General features: G+C 42.7%; 16 protein-coding genes. 4 read left to right on the top strand and 12 right to left on the bottom strand.

Annotated features, from left to right (window positions below; genetic code table 11):
• Positions 1-17: 17 nt before the first annotated feature.
• The 10 genes from GAH_RS07245 to GAH_RS07200 are packed head-to-tail and all read right to left on the bottom strand — an operon-like array spanning position 18 to position 9,428.
• Positions 18-734, bottom strand: a complete 717-nt coding sequence (locus GAH_RS07245) for a WbqC family protein (protein ID WP_048095757.1) — start codon at positions 732-734, stop codon at positions 18-20.
• Positions 731-1,411 (bottom strand): class I SAM-dependent methyltransferase, encoded by a 681-nt coding sequence (locus tag GAH_RS07240; RefSeq protein WP_048095755.1) that lies wholly within the window; start codon positions 1,409-1,411, stop codon positions 731-733. Before GAH_RS07240 ends, GAH_RS07245 begins: the two co-directional genes overlap by 4 nt.
• A gap of 3 nt (positions 1,412-1,414) precedes the next feature.
• A complete protein-coding gene (locus tag GAH_RS07235; RefSeq protein ID WP_048095754.1) occupies positions 1,415-2,332 on the bottom strand; it encodes a glycoside hydrolase family protein in 918 nt (305 codons plus the stop codon).
• Between the two features lie 6 nt (positions 2,333-2,338).
• Entirely contained in the window at positions 2,339-3,016 is a 678-nt protein-coding gene (locus GAH_RS07230; protein WP_048095752.1) for an acetyltransferase, read from the bottom strand.
• A complete protein-coding gene (locus GAH_RS07225) occupies positions 3,003-4,163 on the bottom strand; it encodes a glycosyltransferase (protein ID WP_169745348.1) in 1,161 nt (386 codons plus the stop codon). Before GAH_RS07225 ends, GAH_RS07230 begins: the two co-directional genes overlap by 14 nt.
• Before the next feature lie 19 nt (positions 4,164-4,182).
• On the bottom strand, positions 4,183-5,580 hold the full coding sequence (locus GAH_RS07220; protein ID WP_048095748.1) for a sulfatase: 1,398 nt from the start codon (positions 5,578-5,580) through the stop codon (positions 4,183-4,185).
• A 58-nt stretch (positions 5,581-5,638) separates the two neighbouring features.
• The gene (locus tag GAH_RS07215) at positions 5,639-6,304 is read right to left on the bottom strand and encodes a PHP domain-containing protein (protein ID WP_048095746.1); all 666 of its coding nucleotides are present in this window, start codon (positions 6,302-6,304) and stop codon (positions 5,639-5,641) included.
• Positions 6,301-7,452: a carboxylate--amine ligase gene (locus GAH_RS07210; RefSeq protein ID WP_048095742.1), complete on the bottom strand. Its 1,152-nt coding sequence runs from the start codon at positions 7,450-7,452 to the stop codon at positions 6,301-6,303. The genes GAH_RS07215 and GAH_RS07210 overlap by 4 nt, the downstream gene beginning before the upstream one ends.
• Complete coding sequence (locus tag GAH_RS07205) at positions 7,449-8,318, bottom strand: polysaccharide deacetylase family protein (RefSeq protein WP_048095739.1); 870 nt, start codon at positions 8,316-8,318, stop codon at positions 7,449-7,451. Before GAH_RS07205 ends, GAH_RS07210 begins: the two co-directional genes overlap by 4 nt.
• Positions 8,319-8,324: 6 nt before the next feature.
• Positions 8,325-9,428: a DUF354 domain-containing protein gene (locus tag GAH_RS07200; RefSeq protein ID WP_048095735.1), complete on the bottom strand. Its 1,104-nt coding sequence runs from the start codon at positions 9,426-9,428 to the stop codon at positions 8,325-8,327.
• Between the two features lie 337 nt (positions 9,429-9,765).
• On the opposite strand from GAH_RS07200, the gene GAH_RS07195 reads away from it, so the two are divergent.
• On the top strand, positions 9,766-12,297 hold the full coding sequence (locus tag GAH_RS07195) for an oligosaccharyl transferase, archaeosortase A system-associated (RefSeq protein ID WP_048095732.1): 2,532 nt from the start codon (positions 9,766-9,768) through the stop codon (positions 12,295-12,297).
• An 85-nt stretch (positions 12,298-12,382) separates the two neighbouring features.
• On the opposite strand, the gene GAH_RS07190 is transcribed toward GAH_RS07195, so the two are convergent.
• Positions 12,383-12,778 (bottom strand): helix-turn-helix transcriptional regulator, encoded by a 396-nt coding sequence (locus GAH_RS07190; protein ID WP_169745347.1) that lies wholly within the window; start codon positions 12,776-12,778, stop codon positions 12,383-12,385.
• 245 nt (positions 12,779-13,023) lie between these two features.
• Here GAH_RS07190 and GAH_RS07185 point away from each other — a divergent pair, with 245 nt between their 5' ends.
• From GAH_RS07185 to GAH_RS07175, 3 genes are read left to right on the top strand one after another with little or no spacing between them, the layout of a single operon-like run.
• Positions 13,024-13,269, top strand: a complete 246-nt coding sequence (locus GAH_RS07185) for a hypothetical protein (protein WP_048095726.1) — start codon at positions 13,024-13,026, stop codon at positions 13,267-13,269.
• Positions 13,270-13,304: 35 nt separating this feature from the next.
• A complete protein-coding gene (locus tag GAH_RS07180; protein WP_048095721.1) occupies positions 13,305-14,072 on the top strand; it encodes a flavodoxin family protein in 768 nt (255 codons plus the stop codon).
• Positions 14,062-14,772 carry a hypothetical protein gene (locus GAH_RS07175; RefSeq protein ID WP_048095717.1) on the top strand — a complete coding sequence of 237 codons (711 nt, stop codon included), beginning with the start codon at positions 14,062-14,064 and terminating at the stop codon, positions 14,770-14,772. The genes GAH_RS07180 and GAH_RS07175 overlap by 11 nt, the downstream gene beginning before the upstream one ends.
• Here the strand turns inward: GAH_RS07175 and GAH_RS07170 are convergent, their stop codons facing one another.
• Positions 14,773-15,741: an NrpR regulatory domain-containing protein gene (locus GAH_RS07170; RefSeq protein ID WP_048095712.1), complete on the bottom strand. Its 969-nt coding sequence runs from the start codon at positions 15,739-15,741 to the stop codon at positions 14,773-14,775.
• Between the last annotated feature and the right edge of the window lie 5 nt (positions 15,742-15,746).

The raw sequence follows: 15,746 nt of genomic DNA, 5'->3' as shown, positions 1-15,746 counted from the left end.
TCTGGCCTAATGCTAAATCATATAGTTCTTTCGTCCAAAACCAATGAATCTTCTGCACCTTCCCGTATATAATCTATCGCTTTAGGACCGACATTGAATAGTAAGTCGATAACAGACAAATATGGGATAAATTCACCATATAGTTGTGGATATACAGGATGATTAAACTCAAACCAATATAACTTGATTCCAGATTTCTTGAACTTTATTGGTTCGATGTACTCTCTTGCCGCTGGACCAGAGATATATTCATCAGCACCAATCTCAGTCAATATGTTGATCAAACGATCAGTCTTACCGCCAGATACATTTAGCTCAGAAGATAAAACAAATCTAGTATCAATCCCCAATATTTTTGATATTTCCTTAATTAAAAAAATATCCAAATCAACCAAGTAATCCCAACTTACCGAATACACATGCCTAAAAAGAGTCTCATACTCTTTAAAATACGGCGCTTTACGATAAGCATGTACGATAGAGTGCCAATGCCTTTTTGACCACTCTACCCCATTATTCACCTTCACCTCATTTATCTTTTGTCCAAATTTTTTGATGACTGGCACTGATAACCAAATCCATTTGCCATTTGGCATTTTTATCCTATTCCTTCTTTGCCACGACCGCTCCACAAACTGAACATCATCATAAAAAACGAAAATATCCGCCAAATCAATTAACCCAAAATATCCAATCCACGGCAAGTACATGGGTTGTAGTATCACGGCTTTCATAGTTTCACTCTTGGAGTTTTGTAAATGTAAAGCGTAAACTCCCATAGCGGATAATCGTGTCTAATTACAAACCATCTGCTTAAATTACTAACGCAGAAAGAAACAATATCAGATATAGAACAATAATACAGATCGTCATCTTCCCAGTCAACGTACTCAGTTAAAAAATTAACCGCAATGCCTTTTTTACAAAGTGACCACAATCTCAATAGAATTTCCTTTATCCAAGCATTGTGTACATTTGGATCGGAATCTACCTTAATGTGGAAGACTCCGCTAACCAAAACGTAATCAAAAAAATCCTTATAATGTTCTAAATTCTCATTTAAAATGTCTACTACCTTAAAATTCGCATTGGGATGTCTATTTTTTCCAATCTCTATCATTTTTTTTGAGATATCCCACCCATGATACTCGCATATTACGTTATTTTCCAATAGATAGTCCATCAACAGGGCATTTCCACAACCAAAATCCAAAATTTTTCCACCATTTAAATTATCAATTTCTGTTAAGATCTTAAACCTAAGCCATACTTTATCTTTCCCCTTCCAGTGAGATGCCTCAGGAGAATTTGGGTCATATTTTAAGGCATGGATTTCGTATTCTTTTTTTATTTTATCAGTATGTTTTTTTAGAATCTCCAAATTTAGTGGATCAATTTTAGTTGACTCCATATATCAATCCACCTCCATAACTGCTAGCCCAATTCCTGTTTTTCCATATCCATTTCCATTGTATAGCATATATTTTTTACCTTTATGTTCAAACACGAACGGGTAGCATACCATTTCAGAGTCCCACCCAGATTCTGACACCTCAATTCCAACTTCTTCGTCTTTTCTCACCCAATGAATTCCATCTTCTGATTCTGCGTAACCTATTTTATACCCTCCATGGCCGATAGCATAGCTATACCACATCTTGTAGATCCCATCTTCATTTATCACACAAGGACGAGCTATACGAGTTTCTTTAGGGTGCTTAAAGTCTATGCAAACGATTCCTTTCCTCACCCAATGAATTCCATCCTCCGATTCTGCATATTTTATATGGTAATAATACATTGATTTTCCATTTTCTTTTTTAAAGTCTACTGCAGAAACATACCACATTCTCCAAATATCATCTTCTATTAATACACATGAGGTATAGGTAGAATATGGATCTAATTCATTTCTATCTATTATCGGAGCTCTTGAGTATCTCTTGAAAGTCTTTCCTCCATCTTCACTAATTGCCAAACCAATGGCAGAATAATACGGAACACTAACACCTCTCATCCATCCATTATAATACATATACAGAAACCCATCATGTTCAACAATCCAGTGACACCATACAGCACTATCATCGAAGAGTCCGGGTTCTCCTAATTCTAAAACAGGCTTAGGCGAGATATAAAGAATTTTAGTAGGATTATTTATATTAATTTCTATATATCCCGGCTGAGTTTTATTTTCTCTGTTTCTGCTACCGAAATAGATCCTATACAAGTCTTTCCCTAAATGCATTGCAAAGGGAACCGATGCATGAGTTTGTAACCAATCAAATTGGCCTTGTGGCTCAAATATTTTACCCAGCTTTTTCCATTTCATAACAAATCACTCCTGAACTGCTAATTCTTTTTCATAAACAGTTCTAAGTAATTTAGCTGGTTGCCCACCATAAACACCCCCTTTTTGTGTGTCTTTCACTATCAAAGCGCTTGCACCAATAATGCAATCCTCAGCTATAGATATACCGTCTCTCAGCGTAGAATTTACACCAATAAAGCTATAGGCTCCAATTTTACAGTGTCCAGAAATAACTGCATGTGATGCAATGAAAACGTGATCTCCAATAACAGTATGATGCCCTATATGATTTCCACTCCATATTATTACATTATTCCCTATTTTTACAAAAGGCTGAACTACGTTAGCTTCGAAGATAAAACAATTGTCACCAATTTTGACATTATCCCATACAATTGCTTTTGAACAAACATAGCTTATAAGCTCATAGCCTTTTTCCTTAGCTTGATAGTATTTTTCTGCTCTTAATCTGTTTACTCTACCAAAACCCACAGCTATGAACATTTTAAACTCTTCTGGAGGATAAATTTTTTCAACTTCTTCGAATGACACTACCGGCAAGCCAAATTTCTCCTTCTTGGTGATGAAATTCCTATCTACTGTGAAAGCTACGACTTCGTAGGGGCTATCTTTTGTTAAATAGTAGTATGCAACTTCTGCAAAGCTACTGGTTCCGAATATTACCACTTTTTTACCCTCGGCCATTTTTCCCACCACATTTCTGAATTTGAATTATTTCTCGGATCTTATTAGCAATTCGTTTTTTATTCCTTTCCCAATCTACAAATCTCGCAATTCGGATCCTCTCACTTTCTATTTTCAACTCATCCAGCCGGAGTATAAGATCCTCAAGTTCCGCAGAGATTGCTTGGGGAGTGGGTTCAACGTATTTGCAGTACTTGCCATCCCTGAACAAGATTTTATAGTTTAGTATATTCTTGTTCAATAATAAGACTGACCCACACAGAACAGCCTCTACATTAGATCTGCCAATTCCATCATTGGTCGGAATGCTTAGAGTGACATCTGAGATGTTATATATTTCTGCCATTTCTTTTTTTGATAACCTATTTTCAAAAATAATTACATTGTCTTTAATTCCCAGTTTTTCTGCAAGTTTTATCAATTCACTAAAATAATTTTGGTCACCATAATTGATTAAAATTAGTTTAATTTTTTCTCTAACATTATTCTTCAAAAAACTAATCGATTCTAATACAAGATGATGATTATAAAGTCTAGTAAGTTTCCTAGGATAAAAAAGTGTAAATAAATCATTAGAAATGTGATATTTCTGTCTAAGTTTGTTCCTATAATTTAATGGAAATCGCCTGAATATGTCTGTGTCACATCCAAAAGTTAGAGTAGTGTCAATTTTTGAGCTTTCTGTTCCATATAATAATTCAAGCTCTTTTTTGACTATTCTTGAACCAGAAAAGACTAAATTTACCTTATTATTAAGGACTTTTTTAAAAACATATTTTAAAGATGGATATCTGTAATCAGAACCATAAGTAAAGTAAAGGATAGATTTTTTCGGATTGACAATAAATATAGGTATTGTAAATGGCTCAAAAAGATAGTGAATGATGTGACAATCAACAATCTTGTCATATTTTGAAAACAGGTAAATCATTCTTGGCAATATAAAAAGAATACTATATAAAATTCTAAATATTTTTAAATTGAATAATTTTGGTATCTTTATAGTATATGTGTAATCATACTTAAATTTAGCATCCTGAATATCTATCGCAATAGAAACAATATCGAACTCCTCCTTAAATCTCTCTACGAAATCTGCTGAATTAATTGAGGATATGCACCACAAACAAACCTTAGGCTTATACATACTCTTCACTAACACCATTTTAGAGTTTATTGTTTTCGAAGCCTTTTTCTACAGGCCTATCATACTTTACTATTCTTTTTTTCACTACTCTCGACACAATAAATTTTTCCGGTGTGGCCGTTTTAACAGTCTCCAAATGTCTCTTGTACAAATTCCTGAAGGCATCTAAAATATTGCCATACTCAGAATTTCCTGCAAGATCCAGCGATTCCGTCGGATCTCTCTCCAAATTGTACAGTTCTTCACTATCACTCCCACGAATATATTTCCATTCATCAAACAAAATTGCAATTTTTGCGAAGGATATGTCCAGCCTTACCGTATGGTCAACAAAGGCACTGCCATAGTGTTTCTGCCCTTCCTCACTAAAGACAATATGTGATTTATTTAGTAGCATATTTTTGCCAATCCATTCACGAGGTTTTGGAATGCCGAGTATATCAAAGATAGTCGGAAAAAGATCAATGTGACTAACATTAGCTGAGATTACCTTAGATTTTAGCTTGTTTCCGATAATTACTAGTGGAACGTGAATTAACTCCTCGTATAACTTCATCTCGTGATGGAATCCACCATGCTCATAAAATTCTTCTCCATGGTCTGACGTTATAACAAAAATTGTATCTTTATAAAGTCCAATTTCTTTGAAATAATTTACCAAATCTCCTACATATTTGTCAACTTCTTTAGTTTTAATTAAGTACAATTCTTTAAGCTCGTTCAGGATGTGTTTATCTATAGAACGACCGAACTTAAACCACTTCTCTCTTTCGACATTAACTTTTGCTATTCTATCCATAGATTTATCCGACTCTAAAGGCACGTAAGGAAAATGAGTGTCCAAATAATGTACCCACAAAAAGAAAGGTTCTTCCATATCTTCCAGATGATCTTTAACCATAGTATTGATCTCAAACCCCGGTACATATGGCAATTTTCGGTTGACTATTCTCCGATACAGCATCCTTAACCATATGTAATTGCGCAACATTTTAGGCATAAGTTTGCTATCATATACTTTCTTTATGACACCAACAATTTTTGATTGCGAAGAGTTAGACATACCTTCCAAATCAGATGCACGTATTTCATCATAATAGACATCAAATCCACGACCAAAACCATATTTATTATCTAAGTAAGGGTGAAATGTAAATCCCAGAGTAGCATATCCCTCGGATTTAAGGATTTCTGCCACGGAGACTCTTGGATATCTAATTCTAAGATCTCCACCATACATAAGGGGGTACGTAGAGGTCAGCATACCAACTACCGAAGGAGATGTCCAGCTACTGAGGCTGTATGCTCTTTCGAAAAACAAACCCTTATCTTTAAGCCGAGATATAAAGGGCGTGTATTCGTCAGATATCGCATCATATCTTAAGCTATCGATAGTTATCAAAACTATATTTCTCATTAAAACCTTCACCCCTCCAAATAGTTACATCCTACATGCTTGCACCGACCATTTACATTCATCGAAACATAAATTTTATCGTCTCTTTTGCCATTCTGTACACCGGTTTCACCACATTCCAAATTCTCCCCCTCCGTACATGGCCAACAATGTTGCTAAGCTCTTTTACATATGGAGACGGGTAAGCGGTGTAAAATTTTTTCTCTTGATCGAGTATACTCCCACACTCTGTAATCGCATTTTTAATTTCAGAATAAAAATGAGCATCGCTGCCAACTATTGCCGGTTTCTTAAGCTTTAAAGCCAATTCAAGTGCTTTTGCATTTTCTTCAGGAGTCGAGTGGCCATTCCATACTTCCACAACATCCACCCGAGATGCAAGATATTCCACGTTTTTATGACCTCTAAAAGGATGAGGCAACACGCTTATTCCACCCTGAGATCGTATTTCATCAATAACTTCATCAAAATCTCTAGAGCTAATCTCTTCATTAATATAAACTCCTATCACCTCACCATACTGTGTTCTCACTTCTTCCCCGAGAATAACAGACACACCAATCTCCTTTTCATATTTTTTTGCCTTTATTGATCCAAGAATGGAATTGTGATCAGTAATACACACAGTATCCACTTTAATTTTTTTGCATGTTTTGAGAATCTCTCTTGGGTCCATCAACGAATCAAAGGAATATTTCGTATGTATATGGAAGCCCAACCTCATGTTTTAACAACTCCGTGAGGGAATTTCCTTTTTCGACTTAGCAAAACGATGGTTCCAAACACAAATCCTTGTGCCATTTGAAACATAGTAGGTAAGGGATCCTTCAATGACACGTTGGTATAAGTCGCTTTGTCTATTCTCAAAAATTCGCTTATGGTTTCTCCCCCCGACATTAAAACCTTCAGCTCATCTGGAAACACCCATCTAAACTTCACTTTCTTGTAAGTTTTTATTGGCTCTGGATCGTTTCCCATCGCCAAGTCCATTATTATTTCTGGTATATTGACTCCCGCAGAAATTGTCAGGTCCAGTGATCCCCAGAGTTTAGGATTGATCTCTATGAGGTAGAACTCGTCTTTTTCAGGTGAATACTTAAACTCTGCCATTATTGGTCCCGTCCACTTTAATTTCTTGCAAATTTTTTTACCGTACTTGAATAATTTTTTGCTGTAGAATGATTCAGCTACTGCACTTGGTCCACCTGTAATCGGAAATTCCTTTAGTCTCCGGTGCATGAACACTGCATACATCTTTCCACCCTTGCACACACTGTAAAAACCAACACCATAGCCTCTGATGTATTCCTGAGCGATGACTTCTGTTTTACTTTCGGACCTAAGTTGCCAAAATCCGGATCGAAGCTCGTTTACATCGTTACAATATCTTATAAACTTCCCCGCCTCATCAGAAGACTTCAGGACTATGGGAAAATTCTCAAGTTCTCTGATGTCTTCCTCCCCCCTTACCACGATTGTTTTTGGTACAGGAATGCCAATTTTCTTTGCAAACTCCATTGTAGCATCTTTGTTATATGCAATTTTCATAGAGTCCCATGTAGGTACAAGTGAATTGACAATTCCAAGTAGCTCATCCCTAAACTTAGACGAAATGATATACGTTTTAAGTCCAACAGGAAGGAAAACATCGTATTTATTTCTTGCCAAAATTGAAAACAGCCTTTTTTGGTAGATGTCTTCGTTTTCATCATTTACCACAAAAACGTTCTTGACGTATCGTGAATAAGCAGTAAGTGTGAGGAATTTCGGAAATGGAGTTGTAACGTCAACCTCATATTTATTTCGAAATGTTCTTAAAATAGCTAATGCATTTTTATGATCCCCATCGCTAACCAACACTTTTGTTTTCATGTTTCGAACACCTCATAAACTTCCCTACAGGTTGCAAACCACGCATTCCTCCTTTTACCCTCTACAATGATTTTTTCGTACAGCTTACTCCAGCCCGGAAACTCACTTTCGTTGAAAACCCTCTGGTGCCAGAGGACAGTTACCAAGCTCCCTCTTCTCTCAGCATACTTTAAGATTGCCTCTACTTTTTCTGCTGCTTCTTTGAGACCCCTGCTTGATCTCTCTAAGGCAACGTCCATAATTGTCAGAGGAATAACAAGGAAATTGTCTTCTTCAAAAGGTCTAAACGGGAGATCCTTTCCATCCCTCCAGCCTACCCTCTCTCTGAAGCCAAAGCTTGCGTCATAATTAAACCCGACTTTTTTCTGAATCTGCCAAGTACCGGGAACATCCAAATTCAGGAAATGTTGTCGCACTCCGATCACTTTTTTACCTAAAACCTTTTCAAGTCTGCTTTTTTCAATCCTCAAGAGATCCTCATTCCTGTACGATTCGTAAGAACCATGAAGACCGATCTCCCATCCACCGGAGTCGAGCATACGAATTGCCTGAATAATTCGGGGATCGTCAAAGGAGTAGTAGCCAAACGACAGAGGAAACGTTTTAGGATTCGTCATTTCAAATTTCTTTTTTTCTTCCAAGAAAAAAAATGTTGAGCGCACACCATACTTTTCCTCAAGTTCAGTGATCCTGTCAAAGTTCCAGTACGGATTGCCTCTCACGCCCAACAACGTCTTGATGTGGTGAACATCTCTTGTTTTTACAAAATAGTATAAACTGTGCCACCAACGCTTGTACACTCTGTCAACATCATGTGTCAGACAGATGGCAAACTTCTTTCCCGCAGGCCAGCAAACACTGCCCATAGCTAATCACTCACGCCATCTAAACGAGTATTGCAAATCTGGATTATCTCCAAATTCTTCCAAGCTTTCTGGATACTTTTCCACAAACCACACCATGAACTCTGCAATATCTATCTTTTCCCTTAGTACCTTCCTCAATTTCTCCTTCCAAGCACTCTTCACTTCTTTTTGGTTGACCAGCATTAGCGATTTCTCGAATATGTCCTCCGAATTCTCGCTGTCAAACCTGTACAGCAGCCCATACCTCTCTTCCAATTCCTTAAAGACGCCAAATGCAAAAGCTCTTGGGTGTATGAAGATTGCTGGAGTCCCAAGTAAAGCCGCTTCGGTGGACATTGTACCTGTCTCGCAGACTGCAAGCCTCGCGAAATAAAGAACATGGTGTATTTTTTTCTTGGACACCCTCAGGACATTTGATTCCAGCTCTTTAGGGATGTTATCGCCTTCTGCAGATATGAAAACATCAAGGTGTTTCTCAAGCTCTTTCACGAGCCTGATCTTCTCTTCAAAGCCAAACCCCTTTAAGCCAACGTCGTGTGCTGCATCAAATGCATTGAAACGCAGAATAGCATACTCATTCTCCGAGACACCAAGCTCATCAAGAACGTTCCTGTCGGGAGTGAAATACTTCGGGTGCAGATATGCGAGTTCTTTGTATGCATTAACCCTCAAATGCTTACTGCCCAGATCGTCGAGGTATGCAGAGGGTGTCAGTATCGCATCAACAAACGGAAGGTATGCCCTGATCTGAAGGTTTAAAAGCCTGTTCACCCTCGGCTCGGAATCGTAAAACACGAAACTTCTCGCCCCAAGGAGTTTGGCAGTGTAGGGCGCATATATCTCAAAGCCGGTTACCAGATCGGGTTTAAAGCCCGCCAGGTGTTTTCTCGCCCTCAGCACATCCACGGGGAGCTTGTATATCCTGTCCCAGTTGGATCGGACTTTTGAGAACACGAAGCCATCATACTCCTCCACAACCTCGAGCGTTTCTCCGTAATCCCTGAACAGCAGTCTGATCTCAACTCCCCTTTTTTCCAGACCCTCAACTATGTTCCTGTAGAAGTGGAACTGCGCCGGCGTTGATATGAAGATTGCAACCCTCTCAGCCATTTGATGAAAGCTTGTGCCGAGTGTTTATAACCTTTTGTCCACAGCAAAAGCTGCTTTAGATTTCTAAACAGAAATTATCTCCTCCGAAATCTCAAAGCACACCATAACCTTTCACCACAGTTACAAGAACGATTTCGATGTTTTGCCTCCCAACCGATACCTGCTGAAAATCGCCGTTCGCTGATCAAGGAGCAATAATTATTCTCTCCAACTCTTTCTGTCCAAACCATGCCCTCCTTCATCAAAGTAATTAAGATTCAAGTCGCACTTTAAAACTCCGACCCAAAAAGGTGCGATGACGGGAAAAATTTTTATCCCTCCCGCCTTACCTCTGCCAATGAACGAGAAAGTGGAGAAGTACTGGCACATTCCCTTTATTCTCATCGCTATAGCTGTTGGCCTTTACCTGAGAATTGCAAATCCGTGGAACAACGTCTTCGTGCCGTGGATGGAGGGTGCGAGGCTGAGCGGCAACGATCCATGGTACTACTTCAGGCTGATAGACTCAGCAATACACAATTTCCCGAGCAGAATATGGTTCGATGCGTTCACACACTACCCCTACGGCACGTACACACACTTCGGCCCGTTCTTGGTTTACCTCGGAGCACTGGTATCTATGCTGACCGGAGCGACAACTCCGGCTGAGATAAGAACAGCTATCGCATTCATCCCGGCGTTTGGCGGAGCACTGCTGGCAATACCAGCATACGTCCTGACAAAGGAGGTTTTCGGAAAGAGGGCCGGAGTTATCTCCGCATTTGTTGTGGTTCTGATTCCCGGTCAGCTAATGGCGAGGAGTGTTCTGAGCTTCAACGATCACCACATATGGGAGGTGTTCTGGCAGACGTTGACCCTCGGCACGTTCATCCTCGCATACAACAGGTGGAAAGACTACACTGGAGAAGTGAAGAATCCAAAGATGCTCGCGTATCCTGTCATCGCGGGAGTGTCCATGGGCATGTACCTGCTGGCGTGGGCTCCCGGGTTTATCTCAGCCCTCATGATTTTGCTGTTTGTATTCTTTGCATTTTTGTTAAAAGAATCACACAAAGCAGATCTAAAAAACCTTGCGTTCGTTTCAGTGGCCACATTCTTAGTTGCCTCACTTATCTACCTTCCTTTTGCCTTTAAATATCCGAATTATAGTACAAACAGGTACTCTATGTTTCAGTTCTTTGTACTCTTTGGTTCAACCATACTTGTGCTTGCTTTTTATATTATCGAGAGATATACCAGAAATAAGATATTCGATAAATTTGGAATTAACAGGAAATATGCATTTCCCGCCATACTGGTGGTGCTGTCTGCAATAATCGTAGCTGCAGTTCTGACACTCGCTCCAGACTTTGCCAGAAATCTGCAGTATATTTTCAGAGTCGTCCAGCCAAGAGGTGGACAGCTCACGATAGCAGAAGTCCAGCCCTTCTTCTCCATGGGCGGAAAGTTCAGCTTAACACCGGCGTGGCAGAACTTCAGCATAACCTTCTTCTTCGCAATTCCGGCGATGTTCTACTACGCGTACAGGTTCATCAAAACGAAGGACGAGAAGCTCCTGTTCATCCTGATATGGGGCTTTGCCATGCTCGTTGCCCTTGCGGGACAGAACAGGTTCGCATACTACTTCGGAGTTGTCTCAGCGGTGTTTGCATCTGCTATAGCAAGCGAGATTCTCGAAAGAGTTAGATTCTACGATTACATCTCCGCTGCAATCAGAAGTGACGAGAGGGCCATGAAGAAAATTGGGGCCAGAAGTGTGATTGCTGGAATTCTCGTGCTGCTCGTTCTGGTGTATCCAACATTTTCTCAAGCAAACGAGTACAGCAGATACTCTGCCGGCGGGATAAACAAGCAGTGGTACGATGCGCTTACGTGGATGAGGGACAACACCCCTGGCAAGGAGGTTTACGACGAGTTCTACTACCAGCTTTACAAGTCACCGGAGAACTTCAGGGAGCCGTATCCCTACTATCCAGAGGGCGTTTACAGCGTAATGAGCTGGTGGGACTACGGACACTGGATCACCGCGATAGCCCATCGCATCCCTGTCGCGAACCCGTTCCAGCAGGGCATTGGCAATAAATACAACAACGTTCCCGGAGCGGCACCGTTCTTTACAGCATTCAACGAGAGCTATGCAGACAGCATAGCAGAAAAGCTCGGAGTCAAGTACGTGGTCAGCGACGTTGAAATGGCGACCGGCAAATTCTATGCGATGGCCGTGTGGGCCGAAGGGAGCCTCGAAAAAGCAGGACAGATGTACTTCGCAGGCTCCGGCATAGTTTATGTGGACGTGCAGGGGAATCTGGGTATATCGCTAACCGGAAGAGTCCCGCTCGGCGCGAGGCCGATCTCGGGCATAAACATACCGAGCGAGAACTACTACAGAACGATGGAGGCAAAGCTCCACATCTTCGATGGGAGGGGGCTGAAGCACTACAGGATGGTGTACGAAAGCGGATTCGGCACCAACACGTACTCAGGCTTCCAGGAGCTTGCGTACAGGAATATCTACAACTCCCTGTACGACAAGAAGCTGGGATTTGGCAAGGTGGATGCCCTGTCCACGGGCTATGTAAAGGTCTTCGAGAGGGTAAAGGGAGTTACAGTGAAGGGCAAGGCGAGCGGTGATGAGGTAACAGCCAAGGTCACGATCAAGACCAATCAGGGCAGGACATTCGAGTACATCCAGAAAGTGAAAGTGGTTAACGGAGAGTACGAGCTAATCCTGCCCTACGCGCAGAACACCACGTACCCTGTGAAGCCGATGTCAGCCTACACAATAGAAAGCGGTGGAGTCGTGAAGACACTTGAGGTGTCTGACGAGCAGGTGGAAAATGGAGGTGTGATCGTTCTCGACCTGATTTAATTTTCAAAATTTTTATGAGCTAATCTGCTCCCAAATGAGCTTTATTGTCTTCGTTTGTACGTTTTCCTGAGCCTGACAGTTTTGCTCATTCCGTTGCTGTATCTCTCAACAATCCCCCCTCCTCAAGACTTCGCAATATCCTTGACAAAGTAGATTTGGGAATACCTGTCCTTGCAGATAGCTCCACCTGAGTCATCTCCCCAAACTCGTGAAGGCACTCAACTACTCGTCTCTCGTTATCCTTTAACGACCTCAGCGGGATTGATATCTCGTCTGACGAGTTTTGAAGTGCTGAATCACCGTTGCCACAATTTTTCCCCGAATTGTTCGATAGCCTCCCGACAAAATCTTTCACAGCCCACAATATCAAAACGATGAGCAAAAGAGCAAGAGTCCCCTCTACGAAGTCCCCTATCATCAGTCCCGCAACGTATGCGGCAATTGCAACGAGTGCACACTCTCTCGTTATTTCGATTTTCATAATTCTCCCACCCCCAAATTTTTTCTTCCTATATTGAAACATCACAAATAACTAAGGTGAAACTTCTCAGAACTGCCTATAAATGATTGTTCCATAGTCTGGAAAAGGCATATGCACTCACAAAGTGACCAATGCTGGATAAAGGAAAAGATGTGGAAATGAAAGCAAAGTGTCGGTTTTCCAGAGTTCTCACAGTCCCAAAATTCAGCGAAAGGTTTAAATTTTAGCCCATCTGGGGGGTTGTAATGAAGATCATCGTCTGTCCGTCATGCGGAGAGGATGTGGAGATCAGAGACCTCTACGAGGGCGTGGAGATACAGTGTGACTTCTGCGGGGCTGTGCTGATTTACGAGGACGGGAGGTTCATACTTCTCGACACAAACGAGGAGTTTGACCCAGAGGATCTGGAGAAGGACTTTTCGGAGGAGAGGGAAGACGATTTTGAGGATGATCTTGATTACGACGAGTTTGACGACTACTACGAGGAATAGAAAGGGTTTTATTTTTTTAATCCTCAGCATTGTCCATGAAGATTCTCGCGATAACCGGCACCAAGAGGAAGGGAAACAGCCTAATCGCGGCAAGCTACATCGCGAAGAAGCTGAACGCAGAGCTTGAGATTCTGAATGTCGTAGAGAAGGACATCCAGCCGTGCAAGGCCTGCTATGCGTGCCTGTTTGGCCAGGAATGCTCGATTGAGGATGACGTCAACGAGATACTCCAGAAAATAAGGGAGGCTGACTTCGTCCTGATCTCCTCGCCCGTTTACTGGCTCGACTTGACGGGAAAGATGAAGATGCTCCTCGACAGGATGTTCATGGCTCTGCAGTACTTTGAGGAGTTCAAAAACAAGAAGGGAGCGGTTGTCTACTTCTACGGATTCGAAGAGCTCAGGGGATGGGCTTCCAACACCTACAACACCCTCCTGAGAGTTCTCGGCATCTCACCACTTGCGGTCGTGCCCATACACGCTGCCCTGCCGGGAGAGGTGCTGAAGGACGAGAACGTGAGGAAGCTGGACATGCTCGTTGATGCGATAAAAAGCGGGAAGGAGATAAGGTTTGACGGTCAGTGCCCTGTCTGCTTCTCGGAGGTGTTCAAGCCCTCAGGCGAGCTGCTTGAATGTCCGATCTGCCATTCCAAGCTGAGCTTGAGCCTCGAGGTGGTCGAGGCTGGAAAGACGCTGAGCTACGAGTGGATGGTAGAGCACTACGACGTGCTCAGGAAGATGAAGGAAATGTTTTTAGAGCAGAAGGACGAATTGAAGGCACTAAGGGGTCACTATGGGGTTTGAGGAGGAGATCAGAGACATCTTCGACGAGGAGTTCGTCAGGAGAGCTGTGAAGCTGAAGAAGACCGGGAACATATTCAACCCCGTTTTCTACATACTCTTCACGAGGCTTGTCGAGATATCGAGCATAATAAACGACGTCGTCCTACCAAACAGGCTCGAGATCGAGGAGATGTTCAGAACGAGGAAGGAGTTCCTCCAGCTCGACATGAAGACCATCAACGAAACGCTGAGAAGGGTGTGGATCTTCGAGATAAGGAGGGACGAGGAGTACAAGTTCAGCAAGGGGATAGAGGACCTGATGTACATCGTCTACAGGATGAAGGACATTCAGAAGAAGATTGACGAGGTTCTGATGAGGCACATAACAAAGTGGGAGAAGGAGGAGATCCTCGAGCTCTACTTCATCCTCGGAAAGGTTCTGCTGGAGGTTGAGGAGAGGATCGTAGACATAGCATCCAAGGAGGCAAGGGTCGCGTGGCTGAGGTGGCTGATGGACAGCATGGGCTTGAACTCCAACATCGTGAATCAGGTCTACGAGTACCTCAGCAGGACAAAGAACCCCCTCGCAGCGATAAGACTCGCAGAAACCGGAGACTTTGGAGAGATTCAGGAGCTTGAGGAGCTGATCAGGGATCTGGATGAGAACACGAGAAAGATTCTGCTGAACGGCATGAAGGTTGTGTTCAAGGAGATAGAGTGATCAGAGGTCCCTCTCAGGACTCGAGAACTCCCTGTAGTCGAGGAAGATCTCGTTAACCCTCAGCTCAGCCCTGATGCCGTTCTCTATGAGGGGTGCGAGGTAGTTCAGCCCTGCAGCCACAACGAGCCTCGCCCTGACCCCGGGAGGGATGTTCAGGCTGTTCTGAGAAAAGCCCTCCAGATAGACGACCCCACCAAACCCCCTCGACTCTGCCCTCTCAATCTCCTTTTCAGCAATCTCAACGGCGTGCTTGCTAAGGCTCCTGATGGCCGTGATCAGGTAACCTTCTCCAGACCTCACAGCCCCCCACACGCTCGTGAGCCCGGACTTCAGGAAGAGCCACCCAGGGCTGAGAGTCGTTCCCGAGTAGCTTATCACGTCTCTTATCCCCACGGGAGAGTTCTTCCAGTAGAGCAGCCCTGCATATTCGGGCAGGAGGTTGATTCCCGCCCTTCTAAGGATCACGTCGAAGATTGTGTTGGAGATCACGGCTATGGCCACCTTCCCCTCCTCAATCACATAGCTGTCCATCACCTCGCCCTCGTCCGCAACGCTGATGAGGTTGGAGATTAGGAACTCCGCTCCGGAGGTCTCGAGGATTATCTCCCCAGCCCTCTCGAAGTCGCTCTTGTCAATCACCGCAACGTCAGTCGGAACTGTGCCCGACATTCTAAGAATGTCGAACGTGCAGTGGTAGGCGTTGAACTCGATCACGTCCGTGAACTCGCCGAGCCTCTCGAAAACGTTTATCCTCCTCAGAAGCTCGGCACCGCTCTCCGTTAAACTCGCCCCCCTCTTGACCCTCCTAACGTAGCCCATCTTCTCGAGCTTCTTGAGGTGGTACCTCACGGTCCTCGGGTCTATCGCTATGCCCCTCTGCCTGAGGTGAGAGGAAATGGAGTAGGAGCTTCTGACACCCCCGCTGGCGAGGGCTTCGAGAATCTCAACAAGGGTTCTGTCGAGCCTCATAAAAA

It is taken from the genome of Geoglobus ahangari (genome assembly GCF_001006045.1).
In the GTDB taxonomy this organism is placed as follows: Archaea; Halobacteriota; Archaeoglobi; order Archaeoglobales; family Archaeoglobaceae; genus Geoglobus; species Geoglobus ahangari.
This window is presented reverse-complemented; position numbering and strand designations above follow the sequence as displayed.

Excerpts from the sequence above, each read along its gene's own strand:
- GAH_RS07245 (WP_048095757.1), bottom strand. The coding sequence starts at position 734 with ATGAAAGCCGTGATACTACAACCCATGTACTTGCCGTGGATTGGATAT.
- GAH_RS07240 (WP_048095755.1), bottom strand. The coding sequence starts at position 1,411 with ATGGAGTCAACTAAAATTGATCCACTAAATTTGGAGATTCTAAAAAAA.
- GAH_RS07235 (WP_048095754.1), bottom strand. The coding sequence starts at position 2,332 with ATGAAATGGAAAAAGCTGGGTAAAATATTTGAGCCACAAGGCCAATTT.
- GAH_RS07230 (WP_048095752.1), bottom strand. The coding sequence starts at position 3,016 with ATGGCCGAGGGTAAAAAAGTGGTAATATTCGGAACCAGTAGCTTTGCA.
- GAH_RS07225 (WP_169745348.1), bottom strand. The coding sequence starts at position 4,163 with ATGTATAAGCCTAAGGTTTGTTTGTGGTGCATATCCTCAATTAATTCA.
- GAH_RS07220 (WP_048095748.1), bottom strand. The coding sequence starts at position 5,580 with ATGAGAAATATAGTTTTGATAACTATCGATAGCTTAAGATATGATGCG.
- GAH_RS07215 (WP_048095746.1), bottom strand. The coding sequence starts at position 6,304 with ATGAGGTTGGGCTTCCATATACATACGAAATATTCCTTTGATTCGTTG.
- GAH_RS07210 (WP_048095742.1), bottom strand. The coding sequence starts at position 7,452 with ATGAAAACAAAAGTGTTGGTTAGCGATGGGGATCATAAAAATGCATTA.
- GAH_RS07205 (WP_048095739.1), bottom strand. The coding sequence starts at position 8,318 with ATGGGCAGTGTTTGCTGGCCTGCGGGAAAGAAGTTTGCCATCTGTCTG.
- GAH_RS07200 (WP_048095735.1), bottom strand. The coding sequence starts at position 9,428 with ATGGCTGAGAGGGTTGCAATCTTCATATCAACGCCGGCGCAGTTCCAC.
- GAH_RS07195 (WP_048095732.1), top strand. The coding sequence starts at position 9,766 with ATGAACGAGAAAGTGGAGAAGTACTGGCACATTCCCTTTATTCTCATC.
- GAH_RS07190 (WP_169745347.1), bottom strand. The coding sequence starts at position 12,778 with ATGAAAATCGAAATAACGAGAGAGTGTGCACTCGTTGCAATTGCCGCA.
- GAH_RS07185 (WP_048095726.1), top strand. The coding sequence starts at position 13,024 with ATGAAGATCATCGTCTGTCCGTCATGCGGAGAGGATGTGGAGATCAGA.
- GAH_RS07180 (WP_048095721.1), top strand. The coding sequence starts at position 13,305 with ATGAAGATTCTCGCGATAACCGGCACCAAGAGGAAGGGAAACAGCCTA.
- GAH_RS07175 (WP_048095717.1), top strand. The coding sequence starts at position 14,062 with ATGGGGTTTGAGGAGGAGATCAGAGACATCTTCGACGAGGAGTTCGTC.
- GAH_RS07170 (WP_048095712.1), bottom strand. The coding sequence starts at position 15,741 with ATGAGGCTCGACAGAACCCTTGTTGAGATTCTCGAAGCCCTCGCCAGC.